This window comes from Burkholderia sp. BCC1638, from assembly GCF_902833195.1.
In the GTDB taxonomy this organism is placed as follows: domain Bacteria; phylum Pseudomonadota; class Gammaproteobacteria; order Burkholderiales; family Burkholderiaceae; genus Burkholderia; species Burkholderia diffusa.
This window is the reverse complement of the sequence record NZ_CADFEC010000004.1, coordinates 293,865-311,443: the sequence shown is the minus strand read 5'-3', so window position 1 is coordinate 311,443 and position 17,579 is coordinate 293,865. Positions and strand designations below refer to the sequence as shown.

Genomic DNA, 17,579 nt, shown 5'->3' with positions numbered 1-17,579 from the left:
GGAGCCGACGATGAACACGAAGAAGGCAGTGATGGTGGCGGTGGCGCTCGTGGCGGGCGCCGGGCTCGCGCGGGCGGACGGCGATGCGCCGGTGCGAGTGCCGGTCGACGCCGACGGCGTGCAGCGGGTGGCGATCGTCGGCGGCAGCTATTTCTTTCATCCGAGCCACGTGATCGTCCGCGCGCACGTGCCGGTCGAACTCACCGTCTCGGCCGAACCGGGCGTCGTGCCGCACAGTTTCAAGATCGACGCGCCGCAGGCCGGCATCGCGGTGCATACCGAGCTGGGCACGACGCCGCGCACGTTGCGCTTCACGCCGACGGCGCCCGGCCGCTTCGCCTACTATTGCACGCATCGGCTGCTGTTCCTGCGCAGCCATCGCGAGCGCGGAATGGAAGGCGTGCTCGACGTCGAGGCGGCGCCGTGATCGCCGCGTTGCTGGCCGCGAGCCTGATAGGAGCGAGCATGACAGCCGATCCCGTGACCATCGCGCAGACGCATTTCGACCAGGTTCACTCGTATCGCGCGACGATCCGGTCGTCGGCGCGAAGCGGCGAGCATGCCGAATTCCACTATGCCTACTTGAAACCCGGTTTCGTCCGGATGGACTTCGTGTCGCCGCATTACGGCGCGGTGCTCGCGTACGACCCCGGCAACGGCAAGGTGCGGCTGCGTCCGTTCGGCGAGCATGCGCTGCCGGCGCTGACGCTGTCGCCGTCCAATCCGCTTCTGCGCGACCGCAGCGGCCATCGCGTCGACCGTTCGGACGTCGGCGTGCTGCTGCACAACGTGCATGCGCTGCAGCAGGGCGGTGCGACCGTGACGGAAGGCAAGGAAACCCTCGGCGGCCGCGCCACGCTGCGCGTATCGGTGACGGGCGCGCCCGCGCACGTGGTCGACGGCGTGCATCGCTATCGTCTGTGGCTGGACACCGAGGACGGCTTTCCGCTGAAGGTCGTCAGCTTCGCGGACGACGACGGCGCGCCGCTCGAAACGGTGACGCTCGACGACGTCGAGATCGACGTCGCGTTTCCCGCCCGATTTTTCTCGCCCTGATCGCGCTTTTGACCCCGATTCTGATTCGCGCCGGAGGCAGCATGGCGGAATACCGGTTTTCGACGACGTGGCGCGTGGACGCGCCGCTCGCGGCTGTCTGGGACGCGATCTACCAGGTCGATCGCTGGCCGGACTGGTGGAAGAGTGCCGTGCGGACCGTCGAGATCGAGCGCGGCGACGCGCGCGGCGTCGGCGCGCTGCAGCGATATACATGGAAAGGCGCGTTGCCGTACCGGCTGACCTTCGACATGCGCGTGCTGCGCGTCGAGCGGCCGCATGTGCTCGAAGGCCGCGCGAGCGGCGCGATCGAAGGCGACGGCCGCTGGTCGTTTGCCGGCGACGGCGCGCGCACCGTCGTGCGCTACGACTGGCACATCCGCACGCGCGAGCGCTGGATGAACTGGCTGGAGCCGATCGCGCGCCCGCTGTTCGCGTGGAATCACGACGTCGTGATGCGCGAAGGCGCGAAAGGCCTCGCGCGGCTGCTCGGCGCGACGGTCGAGACCGACGGCCGGACGTTTCAGCCGGTCGTGGGTTGTCCGGACATGTGACGATCCCGTGGCCGAAGTTTGCGCCCTTGGCACGTCCGCGCAGCCCTATTCAAGCGATGCCGGACGACCGCGGGAACTCGGTGCTCGCCCTGTGTCCAATTGGGGCGTGGGTCGGGATATCCCGTATCTCGTCCGCTCCCGGTGTGCGGAATCGATGTTTATGTGATTGTTTTTAATGAAATTTTTCAATCAATCCCCGTTTTTCCATCGTTCCGCCCCGCACGAAAAAACCTCTGGCTCCCCTTCTTGAATTTGTCAAAACCCGTCCATATAATTAGCACTCGCTGCACGAGAGTGCTAACAATTCTCTGCCGGGCGACCCGCCGGGCAGATTCCCTAAGCGTTCTTCAATCTCAGTCAAGAGAGGAGTGAATATGAACCTTCGTCCTTTGCACGATCGCGTGATCGTCAAGCGCCTGGATCAGGAAACCAAGACCGCCTCGGGCATCGTGATCCCCGAAGCTGCTGCTGAGAAGCCGGATCAAGGCGAGATCCTCGCGGTTGGCCCGGGCAAGCGCGACGACAAGGGCGCGGCGATCGCGCTCGACGTGAAGGTCGGCGATCGTGTGCTGTTCGGCAAGTACGCCGGTCAGACCGTCAAGGTCGACGGCCAGGAACTGCTGGTCATGCGCGAAGAAGACATCATGGCCGTGGTCAACGCGCAGTAAGCGTCCACCGACGGTACATATTCCCAAGAATTCAAGGAGTTAGAAGATGGCAGCTAAAGACGTCGTATTCGGCGATTCCGCCCGTTCGAAGATGGTCGAAGGCGTGAACATTCTCGCCAACGCAGTCAAGGTCACGCTGGGTCCGAAGGGCCGCAACGTCGTGCTCGAGCGCAGCTTCGGCGGCCCGACGGTCACCAAGGACGGTGTGTCGGTCGCGAAGGAAATCGAGCTGAAGGACAAGCTCCAGAACATGGGCGCGCAAATGGTCAAGGAAGTCGCTTCCAAGACCAGCGACAACGCAGGCGACGGCACGACGACGGCAACCGTCCTCGCGCAATCGATCGTTCGCGAAGGCATGAAGTACGTCGCATCGGGCATGAACCCGATGGACCTGAAGCGCGGCATCGACAAGGCAGTCGCAGCGGCTGTCGAAGAGCTGAAGAAGATCAGCAAGCCGTGCACGACGAACAAGGAAATCGCACAGGTCGGCTCGATCTCGGCGAACAGCGACACGTCGATCGGCGATCGCATCGCTGAAGCGATGGACAAGGTCGGCAAGGAAGGCGTGATCACCGTCGAAGACGGCAAGTCGCTCGCCGACGAACTCGACGTCGTCGAAGGCATGCAGTTCGACCGCGGCTACCTGTCGCCGTACTTCATCAACAACCCGGACAAGCAAGTCGCCGTCCTCGACAACCCGTTCGTGCTGCTGCACGACAAGAAGGTGTCGAACATCCGTGATCTGCTGCCGGTGCTCGAGCAAGTCGCGAAGGCTGGCCGTCCGCTGCTGATCATCGCTGAAGACGTCGAAGGCGAAGCGCTCGCAACGCTGGTCGTCAACAACATCCGCGGCATCCTGAAGACCGTTGCGGTCAAGGCGCCGGGCTTCGGCGATCGCCGCAAGGCCATGCTGGAAGACATCGCGATCCTGACCGGCGGTCAAGTCGTCGCGGAAGAAACCGGCCTGACGCTCGAGAAGGCAACGCTGGCAGAACTGGGCCAGGCGAAGCGCATCGAAGTGGGCAAGGAAAACACGACGATCATCGACGGCGCAGGCGAAGCCGTGAACATCGAAGCGCGCGTCAAGCAAGTTCGCACGCAAATCGAAGAAGCGACGTCGGACTACGACCGTGAAAAGCTGCAAGAGCGCGTGGCCAAGCTGGCCGGCGGCGTGGCAGTGATCAAGGTCGGTGCTGCGACCGAAGTCGAAATGAAGGAAAAGAAGGCACGTGTCGAAGACGCACTGCACGCAACGCGCGCAGCTGTGGAAGAAGGCATCGTGGCAGGCGGCGGCGTTGCGCTGATCCGCGCTCGCACCGCGATCGCAGGCCTGACCGGCGCGAACGCCGACCAGAACGCCGGCATCAAGATCGTGCTGCGCGCAATGGAAGAGCCGCTGCGCCAGATCGTCACGAACGGTGGCGAAGAAGCGAGCGTCGTGGTGGCGGCAGTTGCTGCAGGCACGGGCAACTACGGCTACAACGCAGCAACGGGCGAGTACGTCGACATGGTTGAAGCCGGCGTTGTCGACCCGACCAAGGTCACGCGCACCGCACTGCAGAACGCAGCTTCGGTTGCAGGCCTGCTGCTGACGACGGACGCAGCTGTCGCAGAACTGCCGAAGGAAGACGCACCGATGCCGGGCGGCATGCCGGGCGGCATGGGCGGCATGGGCATGGACATGTAATCGACTTCGGTCGATGGTGTCCGGAACGCGCAGTGATGCGCGTTCCAGCCAAAGAAAAAGACCCGCAGCGATGCGGGTCTTTTTTTATGCGTGCGAAAAGGGGCGGACATGGGACGGACATGCCGCCCCGAAGCGAGCGCAGGCCGCGCAACGGCGGCGCAGGGCCGCCGCGCGGGCGTCAATGCCGGGCGATTCGCGGCGAGCTTTTGCTGCTTTCCGTCACCGGACGCCCGCCTTCCTCGTCGTTGCTGCGCGCCCAGAAGAACCGGTCGGGCAGGTACGCGCCCATGCCGGGCCGGAACGCGTCGCGGACGGCCTGGTACAGGTATTCCTGCGCCTCGCGCACCGCTTCGGGCGGCTCCTGGCCGTTCGCGAGCAGTGCCGCGATCGCCGCGCCGAGCGTGTCGGTGATGCCCATCAGCCGGTGCGGCGAGCGATCCCACATGTCTTCGCGAAGCTGGCCTTCCTCGCCGTACAGCGTGTTGACGAGCCGGTGCGAGCCCGTTTCCGACGATAGGATGTACTCGCAGCCCTGCGACAGCAGGTGCGACACGGCCGCGTCGAGATTCGGCGCCTCGGCATCGCCGTCCGGCTGCGCGAGCGCGATCAGCGTCGCGTGGTCGGCGACCAGCAGCGTCGTCTGCGGCGCGAGCAGGTCGGCGATCGATTCGCGCAGGTCGTCGGCGGCGAGCACGTGCTCGTCGTCGAGCGTGAAGTCCGGTGCGAGCACGAGCGGCACGCCGTCGTAGTCGGCGACCACTTCCGCGATCGCGCTCACGACTTCCGCGCGCGTCGCGGCGCCGATCTTGAACGCGGCGACCGGCATGTCCTCAAGCAGCATGCGCGCCTGGGCGGCGACGACATCGGGATCGAGACCGGTCACTTCGTCGCAGGCGGCGGAGTCGCGCACGGTGTAGCCCGTCAGGACGGACACGCCGTGACAGCCCATGCTCGCCAGGGTCATCAGATCGGCTTGGAGGCCGGAGCCGCCGGTGGGATCGGACAGGCCGAAGGTGAGGACGATCGGAGGGGCGTTGCTGGACATGTAAAAATGGGGCAAGAAAAAAACGGGGGAGCGACAGAGCTGCGGACGGTGAGGCGAATCGGGCGTTTGGGCCCCGTGTTGCCCGGCAGGCCGCACTTTTCAGCCATTATGCGGCGGAATCCGGCCCGCACGACGGAATTTTTAGCGCAGCGCAACGTAGTCGTCGGACTCCAGTGCGATTGCTAGGCAGTCCGGCCCCGACACGGTACCATCATGGCTCCCGAATTTACCGACTTTTCCCCGACGCGGCTTAAGATGGAATACAAGAGCTGGATGTGCCTGATTTGTGGCTGGATTTATGACGAAGAAGCCGGGCTGCCCGAAGAGGGCATCGCCCCGGGCACGCGCTGGGAAGACGTCCCGATCAACTGGACGTGCCCCGAATGCGGCGCTCGCAAGGAAGACTTCGAGATGGTCCAGATCTGACCGGACCCTTGGCCCACGGACACACCGCTTCGGCCTCGCGGTTGCCCGGCGCTCGCGCGCCGCGGCCGGCGCGAGCGACTTGACGATGACAGGCGCGCGTGTCCATGACGTCCGATCCGGCGAACGTTTCCCACCCTGACGCACTGCCCAACCCGCGTGGCGGGGCCGTGCGCGCGGCCGACGCGTGGCTCGCGGCGGCCGCCGATGCATTCGAGCAGCGGGACGACGCGGCCGCGCCGCTGTCGGCCGCCGCGGCCGTGCTGGCGGAGGCCGGCTGGCTGCCAGCCGCTCGTTTCGCCGGGCAACTGGCCGCCGCGGTGCCGCTGGTCGCCGACGAACCGGCTTCCGCCGCCTGGCGCCTCGCGCTGCGCGATTTCCGCGCGGCGGTCGAGCGCCACAATCTGCGCGAGCTGGCCTGCTCGCCCATCCTGTTCGAACATTTCCGGGCGCTGCGTGCGCAAAGCGCGGCCGACCTGCACGCGAGCGTGCCGCTCGACGTGCTGGCGCTCGTCGGGCGCGCGACACCGCCGGCGACGCTGCGCGCGCTGCCAGACGCATTCGCAAGCCGGGCGCGGGCCCGATACGAGCAGGCGCTGCTCGGCGTGCTGCGCGCGCCGCACGGCACGCCGGACGCGGCGCTCGACGAACTTGACACGATCCTGACCGCGCTGGCCGACGGCGCGCCGTACGATTTCTGGCGGCTCGCCGCCGCGTGCCTGCGCGCGCTGCGCGCCAGCGCCGCGCCCGAACTGAAGCGTTTCCTCGCACGCACCAACCTGCTGCTCGGCGAGCACGCGCAGGGCAGGCGCAGTGCGCCGCCGGCGCTCGTGCGCGAGACGGTTGCGCTGCTGTGGCGCGATTTCGCGCTGTTCGGCGCAGCCGCGGAAGACGTCGCGCTCGTCGACGTGCTGCACGACTATGGGCTGACCGTGGACTGGCACGTCGCCGGCACGCCCGCGTCCGAGGCGCTGTGGGAGGCCGACGCTGCGCGCGCCGAGCGTGATGCGGTCGCGGCGGCGCCCACCCGCATGCTCGGCGTCGTGACCGTCAACGCCCATGCGTATGAGGATTTCCTGCAGACGGCCGACGCATCGATGGCCGATCTGGCCGTCGATCCTGCCGCCGCCGATGCGGGGGCGGCATGGCGCGCGTCCGCGGCCGCCTACCGGGTCGGTACGGCCGCATGCGCGCTCGGGCTCGGTCATGCGGCGCTGCTGGCCGACACGCTCGGGCTGGCATGGCGCCGTACCGCGCACGGCATGCCGCTCGCCGAAGGCGGGCTCGACGCGCACGCCCGCGCGTCCGACATGTTACGCGCCGCGCTGCTGAAGATCGCCGCGGGGGTGGCGCCGCCGGACCTGACCGCCGCGTCCGGGGCGCTCGGCGCGGCGCTCGGCCGGACCTGATGTGCAACGGGGCGCGACCGTGGCGGCAGCCCTTGTCGCACGGGCCGGCAACACGCTGCCGACAGCACCCGCGCGCGTGTTAGAGTGCCGTGTGATCCGCGCGCGTCGTTGCCAGCGTCGCGCGGCGTTGCTTGTTGATCGCGGCCCGGTCAGGTCGCGGCGTCTTTGCTAAAATTCAAACCATGTCAAAGCCTTCCGATCGCATCAATCTCACCAACCAGTTCCTGATCGCCATGCCGAACATGGCGGATCCGACGTTTTCGGGAACGGTGGTCTATCTTTGCGATCACAGCGAGCGCGGCGCGCTCGGCCTCGTCATCAATCGTCCCACCGACATCGACCTCGAATCGCTGTTCAACCGCATCGACCTGAAGCTCGACATCGAGCCGCTGCTGCACATCCCCGTGTACTTCGGCGGCCCGGTCCAGACCGAGCGCGGCTTCGTGCTGCACGAGCCGGTCGAGGGTGCGAACTACAACTCGTCCATGTCGGTCGAGGGCGGGCTCGAGATGACGACGTCGAAGGATGTGCTCGAGGCGGTCGCGACGGGCACCGGCCCGAAACGCTTCCTGCTGACGCTCGGCCATGCAGGCTGGGGCGCCGGTCAGCTCGAGGAAGAAATTTCCCGCAACGGCTGGCTGACCGTGGCCGCCGATCCCCGCATCGTGTTCGACACGCCGGCCGAGGAGCGCTTCGAAGCCGCGCTTGGCCTGCTCGGCGTCAGCTCGTCGATGCTGTCCGGCGAAGCAGGGCACGCATGAGTGGCGCGAGCGCGCGCGATGCGACGCTCCTGGCGTTCGACTATGGCGAGAAGCGGATCGGCGTCGCGATCGGCAACGCGCTGACGCGCTCGGCCCGCGCCCTCGTCGTGATCCCCAACCTGAACCGCGAGCACCGCTTCAAGGCGGTCGGCGAACTGCTGGCCGAATGGCGGCCGGACGCGCTCGTCGTCGGCCTGCCGATGCATCCGGATGGCACGCCGCACGAGATGACGCAGCAGGCGAAGCGCTTCGGCAATCAGCTGAACGGCCGCTTCGGGCTGCCCGTCACGTGGGTCGACGAACGCTATTCGTCGGTCGAGGCCGAGGCCGGGCTGCGCGAGCGCAACGTGCGCGGGCGCGCACGTGCCGAGATGCTCGACGCCGAGGCCGCGCGCGTGATCCTTCAACAGTATCTCGATCAATTGTCCGACCATGAGCACCATTGATGCCGACGCGCTCTACCGCGTCCTGCTCGACCAGATAAGCGACGCATACGGCACGGCCTTCGCCGAGCCGGGCGGCCCGCGGCTCGCCGGCATTCACAGCGGCGGCGCCTGGCTCGCCGAGCGCCTCGCGCGCGATCTCGGCGCGCCGGGGTTCGGCGTCGTGAACGTCGCGCTGCATCGCGACGACTACGCGAAAAAGGGGCTGCACAGCCAGGCGAGCCCGACGTCGCTGCCGTTCGACGTCGACGGCGCGCGCATCGTGCTCGTCGACGACGTGCTGTACACCGGCCGCACCGTGCGCGCCGCCCTCAACGAACTGTTCGACTACGGCCGTCCGGCCGCGGTCGAGCTCGCGGTGCTCGCCGATCGCGGCGGCCGCGAGCTGCCGGTCGCCGCGCGCTTCGCGGGCGGCACGCTCGACGTGCCGGCCGATGCGACGCTCGTGCTCGCGCGCGACGAGGTCGCGCAGCTGACGCTGCGCATCGAGGCGCACGGCGCCTGACCGAACCGCGAAACCGTATCCCGGGCCGCCGGTTCGTGCCGCGGCCCGTTTGCATAGTTGGAATCACGCACACCATGACCACCGACACCACTGGCCGCACCGGCAATCCCGCTGCGGCCGCGAGCCCCGAGCGGTTCCGCTACGGTTTCCTGAAGGGCAACCCGCAGCTCACGAAAAACGGCGAGCTGAAACACCTGCTGTCGATCGAGGGGCTGCCGCGCTCGATCGTCAATCACATTCTCGATACGGCCGAGCAGTTTGTCAGCGTGACGGACCGCGAGGTGAAGAAGGTGCCGCTCCTGCGCGGCAAGTCGGTGTTCAACCTGTTCTTCGAGAACTCGACGCGCACGCGCACGACCTTCGAGATCGCCGCGACGCGCCTGTCGGCCGACGTGCTGAACCTGAACATCAACGCGTCGTCGACGAGCAAGGGCGAGTCGCTGCTCGACACGATCAACAACCTGTCGGCGATGCATGCCGACCTGTTCGTCGTGCGCCACGCATCGAGCGGCGCGCCGTACCTGATCGCCGAGCACTGCGCGCCGCACGTGCACGTGATCAATGCCGGCGACGGCCGTCATGCGCACCCGACGCAGGGCCTGCTCGACATGTACACGATCCGTCACTACAAGCGCGACTTCACGAAGCTGCGCGTGGCGATCGTCGGCGACATCCTGCATTCGCGCGTCGCGCGCTCGGACATCCACGCGCTCACCACGCTCGGCGTGCCGGAAGTGCGCGCGATCGGCCCGCGCACGCTGCTGCCGGGCGGTCTCGAGCAGATGGGCGTGAAGGTGTTCCACAACCTCGACGAAGGGCTGAAGGGCGTCGACGTGATCATCATGCTGCGCCTGCAGAACGAGCGGATGAGCGGCGCGCTGCTGCCGTCCGCGCAGGAATACTTCAAGACCTGGGGCCTGACGCCCGAGCGCCTCGCGCTCGCCGCGCCCGACGCGATCGTGATGCACCCGGGCCCGATGAACCGCGGTGTCGAGATCGACTCGCAGGTCGCCGACGGCCCGCAGTCGGTGATCCTCAACCAGGTCACGTTCGGCATCGCCGTGCGGATGGCGGTGATGGGCATCGTCGCCGGCAACAGCGACTGAGCCTGCCTTCGCGCATCCTTATTCACGCAATCAACGCATTCACAGACAGCGCATGAAGATTCATATCCAAGGCGGCACGCTGATCGACCCGGTCGCCGGCACCGAACGGCAGGCCGACGTATTTGTCGCGGACGGCAAGATCGCCGCGCTCGGCACGGCGCCGGCCGGTTTCAACGCGGAGAAGACGGTCGACGCGGCGGGCCTGATCGTCGCCCCCGGTCTCGTCGACCTGTGCGCGCGGCTGCGCGAGCCGGGCTACGAGCACAAGGCGACGCTCGCGTCTGAGATGGCCGCGGCCGTCGCCGGCGGCGTCACGACCCTCGTATGCCCGCCGGACACCGACCCCGTGCTCGACGAGCCGGGTCTCGTCGAGATGCTCAAGTTCCGCGCCCGCAACCTCCACCAGGCGAACGTCCATCCGCTCGGCGCGCTCACCGTCGGCCTCAAGGGCGAAGTGATCACCGAGATGGTCGCGCTGACCGAGTCGGGCTGCGTCGGCTTCACGCACGCGAACGTGCCGGTGCGCGACACGCAGGTGCTGCTGCGTGCGCTGCAGTACGCGAGCACCTACGGCTACACGACGTGGCTGCGTCCGCTCGACGCGTTCATCGGCCGTGGCGGTGTCGCCGCGAGCGGCGCGCTCGCGTCGCGGCTCGGGCTGTCCGGCGTGCCGGTCGCGGCCGAGACGATCGCGCTGCACACGATCTTCGAACTGATGCGCGTGACGGGCGCGCGCGTGCACCTCGCGCGCCTGTCGTCGGCGGCCGGCCTCGCGCTCGTGCGTGCGGCGAAGGCCGAGGGGCTGCCCGTGACGTGCGACGTCGGCGTGAACCACCTGCACCTGATCGACGTCGACATCGGCTACTTCGATTCGCAATTCCGGCTCGACCCGCCGCTGCGCGGCGAGCGCGATCGCGAAGCGATCCGCGCGGCGCTCGCCGACGGTACGATCGACGCGATCTGTTCCGATCACACGCCGGTCGACGACGACGAGAAGCTGCTGCCGTTCGCCGAAGCGACGCCGGGCGCGACGGGGCTCGAACTGCTGCTGTCGCTCACGGTGAAGTGGGCCGATGAAACGAACACGCCGCTCGCGCAGGCGCTGCGTCGCATCACGGCGGCGCCGGCCGACGTGCTGCAATTGCCGGCGGGCCGTCTGGCCGAAGGCAGTGCGGCCGACCTGTGCGTGTTCGACCCGCGCGCGCACTGGCGCGTCGAGCCGCGCGCGCTGAAGAGCCAGGGTCACAACTCGCCGTTCCTCGGCTACGAACTGCCGGCCTGCGTGCGCACGACGCTCGTGGCGGGGCAGGTCGCGTTCGAGCGCCACTGAACCACGCCGGATCCTCGCCATGACCGCTCTTCGCAAGCTGCGTCTCGTCTTTCACCTGTTGCGCGGCATGGCGATCGTCGCGCTGCGCTTTTCGCACGTATCGCCCGCGCGCCGCGCCGAGATGACGCGCCGCTGGTCGCTCAAGATGCTGCGGATCTGCGGGATGCGCCTCGTCGTCCACAACGACGGCGCGCGGCTCGACGCGAGCGCGCTCGTGGTCGGCAATCACGTGTCGTGGCTCGACATCTACGCGATCAACGCGTGGCGGCCGACGCCGTTCGTGTCGAAGGCCGAGGTGCGGCAGTGGCCGGTCGTCGGCTGGCTCGCCGAGAAGCTCGACACCGTGTTCCTGCAGCGCGAGAAGCGTACCGAGGCGATGCGGATCATGTACGAGATGGCCGAGCGCCTGCGCAACGGCGGGTTGATGTGCGTGTTTCCGGAAGGCACGACGTCGGACGGGCAGTCGCTGCTGCCGTTCCATGCGAACCTGTTCCAGGCGTCGGTATCGGCCGGCTGCTCGGTGCAGCCGATCTGCCTGATGTACGAGGACGCACAGCGGCGGCAGTCAGTCGCGCCGGCGTATACGGGCGAGCTGTCGCTCGGGATGTCGCTCGACATGGTGCTGCGCGGCGGCCCGCTGGTTGCGCACCTGTACGTGTGCGAGCCGATCGCGCCGGGCGGTGACCGCCGCACGACTTCGGCGGCGGCGCGCGACGCGATCGCGGCTGCGCTCGAAGCGATGCAGGCGAAGGTCGGCAAGCCGTCGCCCGAGTCGCTGGCGGAGCTCGAGCGGCACGCGTATCCGGCGATCGAAGTCGGCGGCGGTGCGGCGGGCGATGCGGCTGCCGAGGAGCCGGTGCCGGGGCGCGAGGGTTGATGCTTCATTCCGCCCGCGCGTCTCGCGTGCGGGCTACTCGCCGCCCAGCGTGCGGCACGCTTCGCACTGCACCTGCGTGACCGTGCGCTGCGCCGGGTCGGCCGTCAGTCGTACGGCCGACAATTGATTTCCCCATACGCACCCCGAATCGAGTGCGACGACGTTGTCGCGCAGCATCAGGCCGAGCGCGGCCCAGTGGCCGAACACGACCGTCACGTTTTCGGTGCGGCGGGCCGGTACGTCGAACCACGGCAGGTAGCCGGGCGGTGCGGTGTCGGGGCCGCCGTTCGCTTTGAACTCCATCGTGCCGTCGGGCGTGCAGAACCGCAGGCGCGTGAACGCGTTGAATGCGACGCGCATCCGGTCGCGTTTTTTGAGGTTCGGACTCCATTGGTTCGGCTCGTTGCCGTACAGGCCCTGCAGGGTGTCGCGCCAGTCGGGTGCGCGCAGCGCGCGTTGCAGCTCGTCCGCGAGTTCCAGTGCGAGCGTGGCGTCCCATTGCGGCAACACGCCTGCGTGGACGAGCAGCATATCGTTTTCGAAATGGGCGAACGGGCGGTGGCGCACCCAGTCGAGCAGTGCGTCGGCGTCGGGCGCGTCGAGGATTTCGCCTATCGTGTCGCCCGGGCGTTCGGTGCGGATGCCGGCTGACACCGCGAGCAGATGGAGGTCGTGGTTGCCGAGCACGGCGGTCGCGCGTGGGCCGAGGTCGACGACCGCGCGCAATGCGGCGAGGGAGCTCGGGCCGCGGTTGACGACGTCGCCGGCGATCCAGAGCGGGGTGTCGGCGGGGGCTGAAAGTTTTTCGGAGAGCGACTGGAAAGCTGAATGACAGCCTTGGATGTCGCCGATGGCGATGGGGGGCCGGCTCATGAGGGTAGGTGCGTTGTCGAGGAGGTTGAAGTCGTGATGGAGGCGGGCAGTGAGGCCAGGGCGATGCCTCGATTGCCGTCCCATGATAATCGACAGTCGAATGCGTGCAATGTAGCCTCGGCAAGGTTGGTGCGGGGGCGGCTAGCCGCTCGCGCGATTTTTACGGTCTTCGCGGGCGGCTCAAGATGATCCGGTAAAATTTCGGCCCTGACGTGACGGCCATTTGCATTGGCAAGTCGAAGGCGGGCGGTACCAGCCGGTGCCAGCCGCGTACTATTAGAGAGAATCTCATGATCCTGATTACGGGCGGTGCGGGATTTATTGGTGCCAACTTTGTACTCGACTGGCTGAATCAATCCGACGAAGGCGTACTCAACGTCGACAAGCTCACCTACGCGGGCAACCTCCGCACGCTGCAATCCGTCGAGAAGAATCCTGCGCATGTGTTCGCGCGGGTCGATATCTGCGATCGCGTGGCACTCGATGCGCTGTTCGCCGAATACAAGCCGCGTGCGGTCCTGCATTTCGCGGCGGAAAGCCACGTCGACCGTTCGATTCACGGGCCGGCCGACTTCGTGCAAACCAACGTCGTCGGCACGTTCACTCTGCTCGAAGCGGCCCGCACGTATTGGAGCGGTCTCGGCGATGCCGACAAGGCGGCATTCCGGTTCCTTCACGTATCGACGGACGAGGTATTCGGCTCGCTGTCTGCAACCGACCCGCAATTCTCCGAAACGACGCCCTACGCGCCGAACAGCCCGTACTCGGCGACGAAGGCCGGTTCGGATCATCTCGTGCGTGCCTATCGTCATACGTACGGTCTCCCGACACTCACCACAAACTGCTCGAACAACTACGGTCCATACCAGTTTCCTGAGAAGCTGATCCCGTTGATGATCGCGAACGCGCTCGCCGGCAAGCCGTTGCCCGTGTACGGCGACGGCATGAACGTGCGCGACTGGCTGTATGTCGGCGACCATTGCAGTGCCATCCGGGAAGTACTCGCACGCGGCGTGCCCGGGGAAACCTACAATATCGGCGGCTGGAACGAAAAGACGAATCTCGAAGTCGTGCACACGCTGTGCGATCTGCTCGATCGTGCCCGCCCGAAGGCGGCTGGCTCGTATCGCGAGCAGATTGCCCACGTGAAGGATCGGCCCGGCCATGACCGCCGCTATGCGATCGACGCGCGCAAGCTCGAGCGTGAACTTGGCTGGCGTCCCGCCGAAACATTCGAGACCGGGCTCGCGCGGACGGTGCGGTGGTACCTCGATAATCAGCAATGGGTCGACGAAGTCGCGTCGGGCGAATATCGAAAGTGGGTCGAAACCAATTACGCGGAACGGAACTGAGAGCTCACCCCATGGCACGCAAAGGCATCATTCTCGCCGGCGGTTCCGGCACACGCCTGTATCCGGTCACCCATGTCGTATCGAAGCAGTTGCTACCCGTATACGACAAGCCGATGATCTACTATCCGCTGTCGACGCTGATGGTCGCGGGCATCCGTGACGTGCTGATCATTTCGACGCCGCAGGACACGCCGCGCTTCGAGGCGATGCTCAGCGATGGCAGTCAGTGGGGCATGAATATCCAGTACGCGGTACAGCCGTCTCCGGACGGCCTCGCGCAGGCATTCCTGATCGGCCGGGACTTCGTCGGCAACGATCCGTCGGCGCTCATCCTTGGCGACAACATCTTCTACGGCCACGATCTTGCAAAGCAGCTCGAGCGGGCAGACGCACGCGATACGGGAGCGACGGTATTCGCCTATCACGTGCACGATCCCGAACGCTATGGCGTGGTCGAATTCGACCAGTCCTTCCGCGCGCTGTCGATCGAGGAAAAGCCGGCCCACCCGCGTTCGAATTACGCGGTCACGGGCCTGTATTTCTACGACAACCGCGTCTGCGATATCGCCGCCGAGATCAAGCCGTCGCCGCGCGGCGAGCTGGAAATCACCGACGTCAACTCGCGCTATCTCGCGGACGGTTCGCTCAACGTCGAGATCATGGGGCGCGGCTATGCATGGCTCGACACCGGCACGCACGATTCGTTGATCGAGGCAGCCAGCTTCATCGCGACACTACAGAAGCGTCAGGGGCTAGTCGTCGCGTGTCCCGAGGAAATCGCGTATCGCCGCCGCTGGATCGATGCGGAGCAGGTGCTGAAGCTCGCGCAGCCGCTGGCGAAAAACGCATACGGGCAGTATCTCAAGAACATCCTGACGGACCAGGTCGCATGGCTATCCAAGTAACTGCAACGGCGTTGCCCGAAGTGAAGCTCATCGAGCCGAAAGTGTTCGGCGATGCGCGAGGATTCTTTTACGAGAGCTTCAACGCGCGGGAATTCGCCGAGCGTGTCGAGGCCGGTGTCGAATTCGTCCAGGACAACCATTCACGCTCGGCGAAGGGCGTGCTCCGCGGACTGCACTATCAGATCGAGCATGCACAGGGGAAACTCGTGCGCGTGGTCGAAGGCGAGGTGTTCGACGTCGCAGTCGACATCCGGCGCAGTTCGCCGAACTTCGGCAAGTGGGCCGGCGTGGTGCTGACCGGTGACAATCATCGTCAACTGTGGGTTCCGCCGGGGTTCGCGCACGGCTTCGTCGTGCTGTCCGACACTGCGCAGTTCCTCTACAAGACGACCGATTACTGGTACCCGGAACACGAGCGGTGCCTGTTGTGGAACGATCCCGTGCTCGGCATCGACTGGCCGTTCGACGGCGAACCTCAACTGGCGGCGAAGGATGCGGCAGGCAAGCGTCTGGCCGATGCCGACGTGTACGCGTAAGCGCGAGCCGGAGCGATACGATGCAACGCAAACAAACCATTCTCGTGACGGGTATCGGCGGCCAAGTCGGCTTCGCGCTGCTGCGCCATCTGCAGGGGCTCGGCGAGGTTGTCGGGCTCGACCGGACGGCGCTCGATCTCGCCCGCCCGGACATGATCCGGGAAGTCGTGCGCACGATCCGCCCGACGCTGATCGTCAATCCCGCAGCGTACACAGCTGTCGACGTCGCGGAGCGCGAGCGTGATCTCGCGATGGCGATCAACGCGGCTGCGCCGCGCGTGCTGGCTGAAGAGGCGGCGCAAGTCGGCGCATCGCTGATTCATTATTCGACGGACTATGTGTTTGACGGGACGAAGGCCGATCCCTATGTCGAGACCGACGTGCCGAACCCGCTGAACGTCTACGGCCAGTCGAAGCTGGCCGGTGAGCAGGCCATCGCGGCGGTTGGCGGCCGTCACCTGATCCTGCGCACGAGCTGGGTCTACGGCGCGAGAGGCCGCAACTTCCTGACGACGATGTTGCGCCTGGCGAAAGAACGGGACGAACTGAAGATCGTTGCGGACCAGTTTGGCGCGCCCACGTGGTCGGAAACGATCGCGGCGCTGACTGCGCACGTCGCCGCACAGGCGCTTGTGTCGGATGATGCCGACGCGTGGTGGCGCCGGCATGGCGGGCTCTATCACATGACGGCGGCGGGTGCCGCGTCGTGGCACGAGTTCGCGACCGCGATTTTCGAACAGGCGAGCATGGATCGCGTGCTGACGGTCTTGCCGATCCCGGCCTCGGCTTATCCTACGCCCGCGTCGAGACCGGTCAATTCGCGACTGGCAAACGACCGGTTCGTACGCACGTTCGGTCTCGCGGCGCCGCAGTGGCGTGATGCACTCCGACTTTGCATGGATGGCATGACCGGTTGACGACCGTCTCAGGCCGGCCGCCGTTCCCGCAACACGCGCTCGTAGATTTCAACGTAGCCGTCGACCATCTTGTCGGCGGTGAAGCGGGCTTCGTAGCGTTGCCGTGCCGCCGCGCCGAACCTGGCCGCGAGTGCCGGGTCGTTCGACAGCGTGTCGAGCGCGTTGCGCAGGGCTGGCGTGTCGCCGAGCGGGACGACTAACCCGGTCTCGCCGTTCACGTTGACGAACGACGTGCCGGTCCCGATCTCCATCGACACCATCGGCTTGCCGAACATCGACGCCTCGAGCAGCGAGATCCCGAATGCCTCGGAGCGCAGATGGGACGGAAAGACGAGCGCCTCGCAGAGTTCCAGCAACGCGATCTTGTCTTCGTCGGGCGATGCGCCGGTAAACAGCAGCTGGCTTTCCACACCGAGCCTGCGCGCTTGCGCCTTCAGTTCCTGTTCCATCGGACCGGCGCCGACGATGACGACGCGGTGGTCGGTGCCATGCAGCGCATCGAGCAGCAGATGCAGCCCCTTGTAGTAGCGCAGGTTGCCGACGAACAGGAAGAACTTGCTGCCGATCTCGCGCCGCCAGCGTGCGAGCGTCGCATCGGTCGCACGCGGATACGCGGCTTCGTCGATGCCGATCGGCACGACGTCGACCTTGTCGCGGTAACGTTGAAGCACCGGGCTCGTGTCGACGTAATTCGGCGACGTCGCGACGATTCGCGTGACCGAATCGAGAAAGCGAAACATCAGCGGCCGATATACCTTCAGCAGGTTCTTCTGCCGGATGATGTCCGAGTGGTAGGTGACGACCGACGGCTTGCCGGTGCGTGCGGTCAGGTGAACCATGTCCGCGAACGGCCATGGAAAATGGTAGTGCACGATATCGGCGTCGCGCACGAGTTCCCGGTAGCGGCGAAACGCGGACACGGAGAACGGCGACGACGCGATATCGATCGTGACCTTGGCGCGATGGTGCAGGTGGCTGCCGAGGTCGACCGTCGACGTGTTGCGGCTGACGGTCAGCACGTCGCTGCGGATGCCGCGTGCTGCGGCGCCGTCGCAGATGTGCCAGATCATCTGCTCGACGCCGCCCATCGAGTCGGGTTTGTACGTTTTGTAGAAATGCAGGACGCGCATTGCGG

Annotated in this window: 20 protein-coding genes; 17 read left to right on the top strand and 3 right to left on the bottom strand. The window is 66.5% G+C overall.

The annotated features are described in order from the left end of the window. The first annotated feature begins 10 nt into the window (after positions 1-10). From HWX22_RS06855 to groL, 5 genes are all read left to right on the top strand, one after another. Positions 11-427 (top strand): quinol oxidase, encoded by a 417-nt coding sequence (locus tag HWX22_RS06855; RefSeq protein ID WP_175915275.1) that lies wholly within the window; start codon positions 11-13, stop codon positions 425-427. Beyond that, complete coding sequence (locus tag HWX22_RS06850) at positions 424-1,056, top strand: DUF1571 domain-containing protein (RefSeq protein WP_175915274.1); 633 nt, start codon at positions 424-426, stop codon at positions 1,054-1,056. The genes HWX22_RS06855 and HWX22_RS06850 overlap by 4 nt, the downstream gene beginning before the upstream one ends. 41 nt (positions 1,057-1,097) lie before the next feature. After that, entirely contained in the window at positions 1,098-1,607 is a 510-nt protein-coding gene (locus tag HWX22_RS06845; protein ID WP_059820147.1) for an SRPBCC family protein, read from the top strand. Between the two features lie 374 nt (positions 1,608-1,981). Continuing rightward, positions 1,982-2,275: a co-chaperone GroES gene (groES, locus tag HWX22_RS06840; RefSeq protein ID WP_014897904.1), complete on the top strand. Its 294-nt coding sequence runs from the start codon at positions 1,982-1,984 to the stop codon at positions 2,273-2,275. Positions 2,276-2,321: 46 nt separating this feature from the next. Continuing rightward, positions 2,322-3,962 (top strand): chaperonin GroEL, encoded by a 1,641-nt coding sequence (groL, locus tag HWX22_RS06835; protein WP_044846298.1) that lies wholly within the window; start codon positions 2,322-2,324, stop codon positions 3,960-3,962. Positions 3,963-4,140: 178 nt separating this feature from the next. Here the strand turns inward: groL and HWX22_RS06830 are convergent, their stop codons facing one another. Further along, positions 4,141-5,007: a hydroxymethylpyrimidine/phosphomethylpyrimidine kinase gene (locus HWX22_RS06830; protein ID WP_059466951.1), complete on the bottom strand. Its 867-nt coding sequence runs from the start codon at positions 5,005-5,007 to the stop codon at positions 4,141-4,143. 255 nt (positions 5,008-5,262) lie between these two features. Here HWX22_RS06830 and HWX22_RS06825 point away from each other — a divergent pair, with 255 nt between their 5' ends. From HWX22_RS06825 to HWX22_RS06790, 8 genes are all read left to right on the top strand, one after another. Beyond that, a complete protein-coding gene (locus HWX22_RS06825) occupies positions 5,263-5,433 on the top strand; it encodes a rubredoxin (protein WP_004186709.1) in 171 nt (56 codons plus the stop codon). A 104-nt stretch (positions 5,434-5,537) separates the two neighbouring features. After that, entirely contained in the window at positions 5,538-6,839 is a 1,302-nt protein-coding gene (locus tag HWX22_RS06820; protein ID WP_175915273.1) for a hypothetical protein, read from the top strand. 182 nt (positions 6,840-7,021) lie between these two features. Beyond that, a complete protein-coding gene (locus HWX22_RS06815; RefSeq protein ID WP_006751106.1) occupies positions 7,022-7,600 on the top strand; it encodes a YqgE/AlgH family protein in 579 nt (192 codons plus the stop codon). Further along, complete coding sequence (gene ruvX, locus HWX22_RS06810) at positions 7,597-8,046, top strand: Holliday junction resolvase RuvX (RefSeq protein WP_059530402.1); 450 nt, start codon at positions 7,597-7,599, stop codon at positions 8,044-8,046. Before HWX22_RS06815 ends, ruvX begins: the two co-directional genes overlap by 4 nt. Beyond that, a complete protein-coding gene (gene pyrR / locus HWX22_RS06805; RefSeq protein ID WP_175915272.1) occupies positions 8,033-8,548 on the top strand; it encodes a bifunctional pyr operon transcriptional regulator/uracil phosphoribosyltransferase PyrR in 516 nt (171 codons plus the stop codon). The genes ruvX and pyrR overlap by 14 nt, the downstream gene beginning before the upstream one ends. A 74-nt stretch (positions 8,549-8,622) precedes the next feature. Beyond that, positions 8,623-9,654 carry an aspartate carbamoyltransferase catalytic subunit gene (locus HWX22_RS06800; protein ID WP_044846292.1) on the top strand — a complete coding sequence of 344 codons (1,032 nt, stop codon included), beginning with the start codon at positions 8,623-8,625 and terminating at the stop codon, positions 9,652-9,654. 52 nt (positions 9,655-9,706) lie between these two features. Next, positions 9,707-10,984 (top strand): dihydroorotase, encoded by a 1,278-nt coding sequence (locus HWX22_RS06795; protein WP_175907595.1) that lies wholly within the window; start codon positions 9,707-9,709, stop codon positions 10,982-10,984. A 19-nt stretch (positions 10,985-11,003) separates the two neighbouring features. Further along, positions 11,004-11,861, top strand: a complete 858-nt coding sequence (locus tag HWX22_RS06790) for a lysophospholipid acyltransferase family protein (protein ID WP_175915271.1) — start codon at positions 11,004-11,006, stop codon at positions 11,859-11,861. Positions 11,862-11,894: 33 nt separating this feature from the next. On the opposite strand, the gene HWX22_RS06785 is transcribed toward HWX22_RS06790, so the two are convergent. Further along, entirely contained in the window at positions 11,895-12,734 is an 840-nt protein-coding gene (locus HWX22_RS06785; protein ID WP_175915270.1) for a symmetrical bis(5'-nucleosyl)-tetraphosphatase, read from the bottom strand. 290 nt (positions 12,735-13,024) lie between these two features. Here HWX22_RS06785 and rfbB point away from each other — a divergent pair, with 290 nt between their 5' ends. The 4 genes from rfbB to rfbD are packed head-to-tail and all read left to right on the top strand — an operon-like array spanning position 13,025 to position 16,444. Further along, on the top strand, positions 13,025-14,086 hold the full coding sequence (rfbB, locus tag HWX22_RS06780; protein ID WP_175915269.1) for a dTDP-glucose 4,6-dehydratase: 1,062 nt from the start codon (positions 13,025-13,027) through the stop codon (positions 14,084-14,086). Positions 14,087-14,097: 11 nt separating this feature from the next. Continuing rightward, positions 14,098-14,991 (top strand): glucose-1-phosphate thymidylyltransferase RfbA, encoded by an 894-nt coding sequence (rfbA, locus tag HWX22_RS06775; RefSeq protein WP_175915268.1) that lies wholly within the window; start codon positions 14,098-14,100, stop codon positions 14,989-14,991. Then, complete coding sequence (gene rfbC, locus HWX22_RS06770) at positions 14,976-15,527, top strand: dTDP-4-dehydrorhamnose 3,5-epimerase (protein WP_175915267.1); 552 nt, start codon at positions 14,976-14,978, stop codon at positions 15,525-15,527. Before rfbA ends, rfbC begins: the two co-directional genes overlap by 16 nt. Positions 15,528-15,547: 20 nt before the next feature. Continuing rightward, entirely contained in the window at positions 15,548-16,444 is an 897-nt protein-coding gene (gene rfbD, locus HWX22_RS06765; RefSeq protein WP_175915266.1) for a dTDP-4-dehydrorhamnose reductase, read from the top strand. 8 nt (positions 16,445-16,452) lie between these two features. Here the strand turns inward: rfbD and HWX22_RS06760 are convergent, their stop codons facing one another. After that, positions 16,453-17,574: a glycosyltransferase gene (locus tag HWX22_RS06760; protein WP_175915265.1), complete on the bottom strand. Its 1,122-nt coding sequence runs from the start codon at positions 17,572-17,574 to the stop codon at positions 16,453-16,455. Between the last annotated feature and the right edge of the window lie 5 nt (positions 17,575-17,579).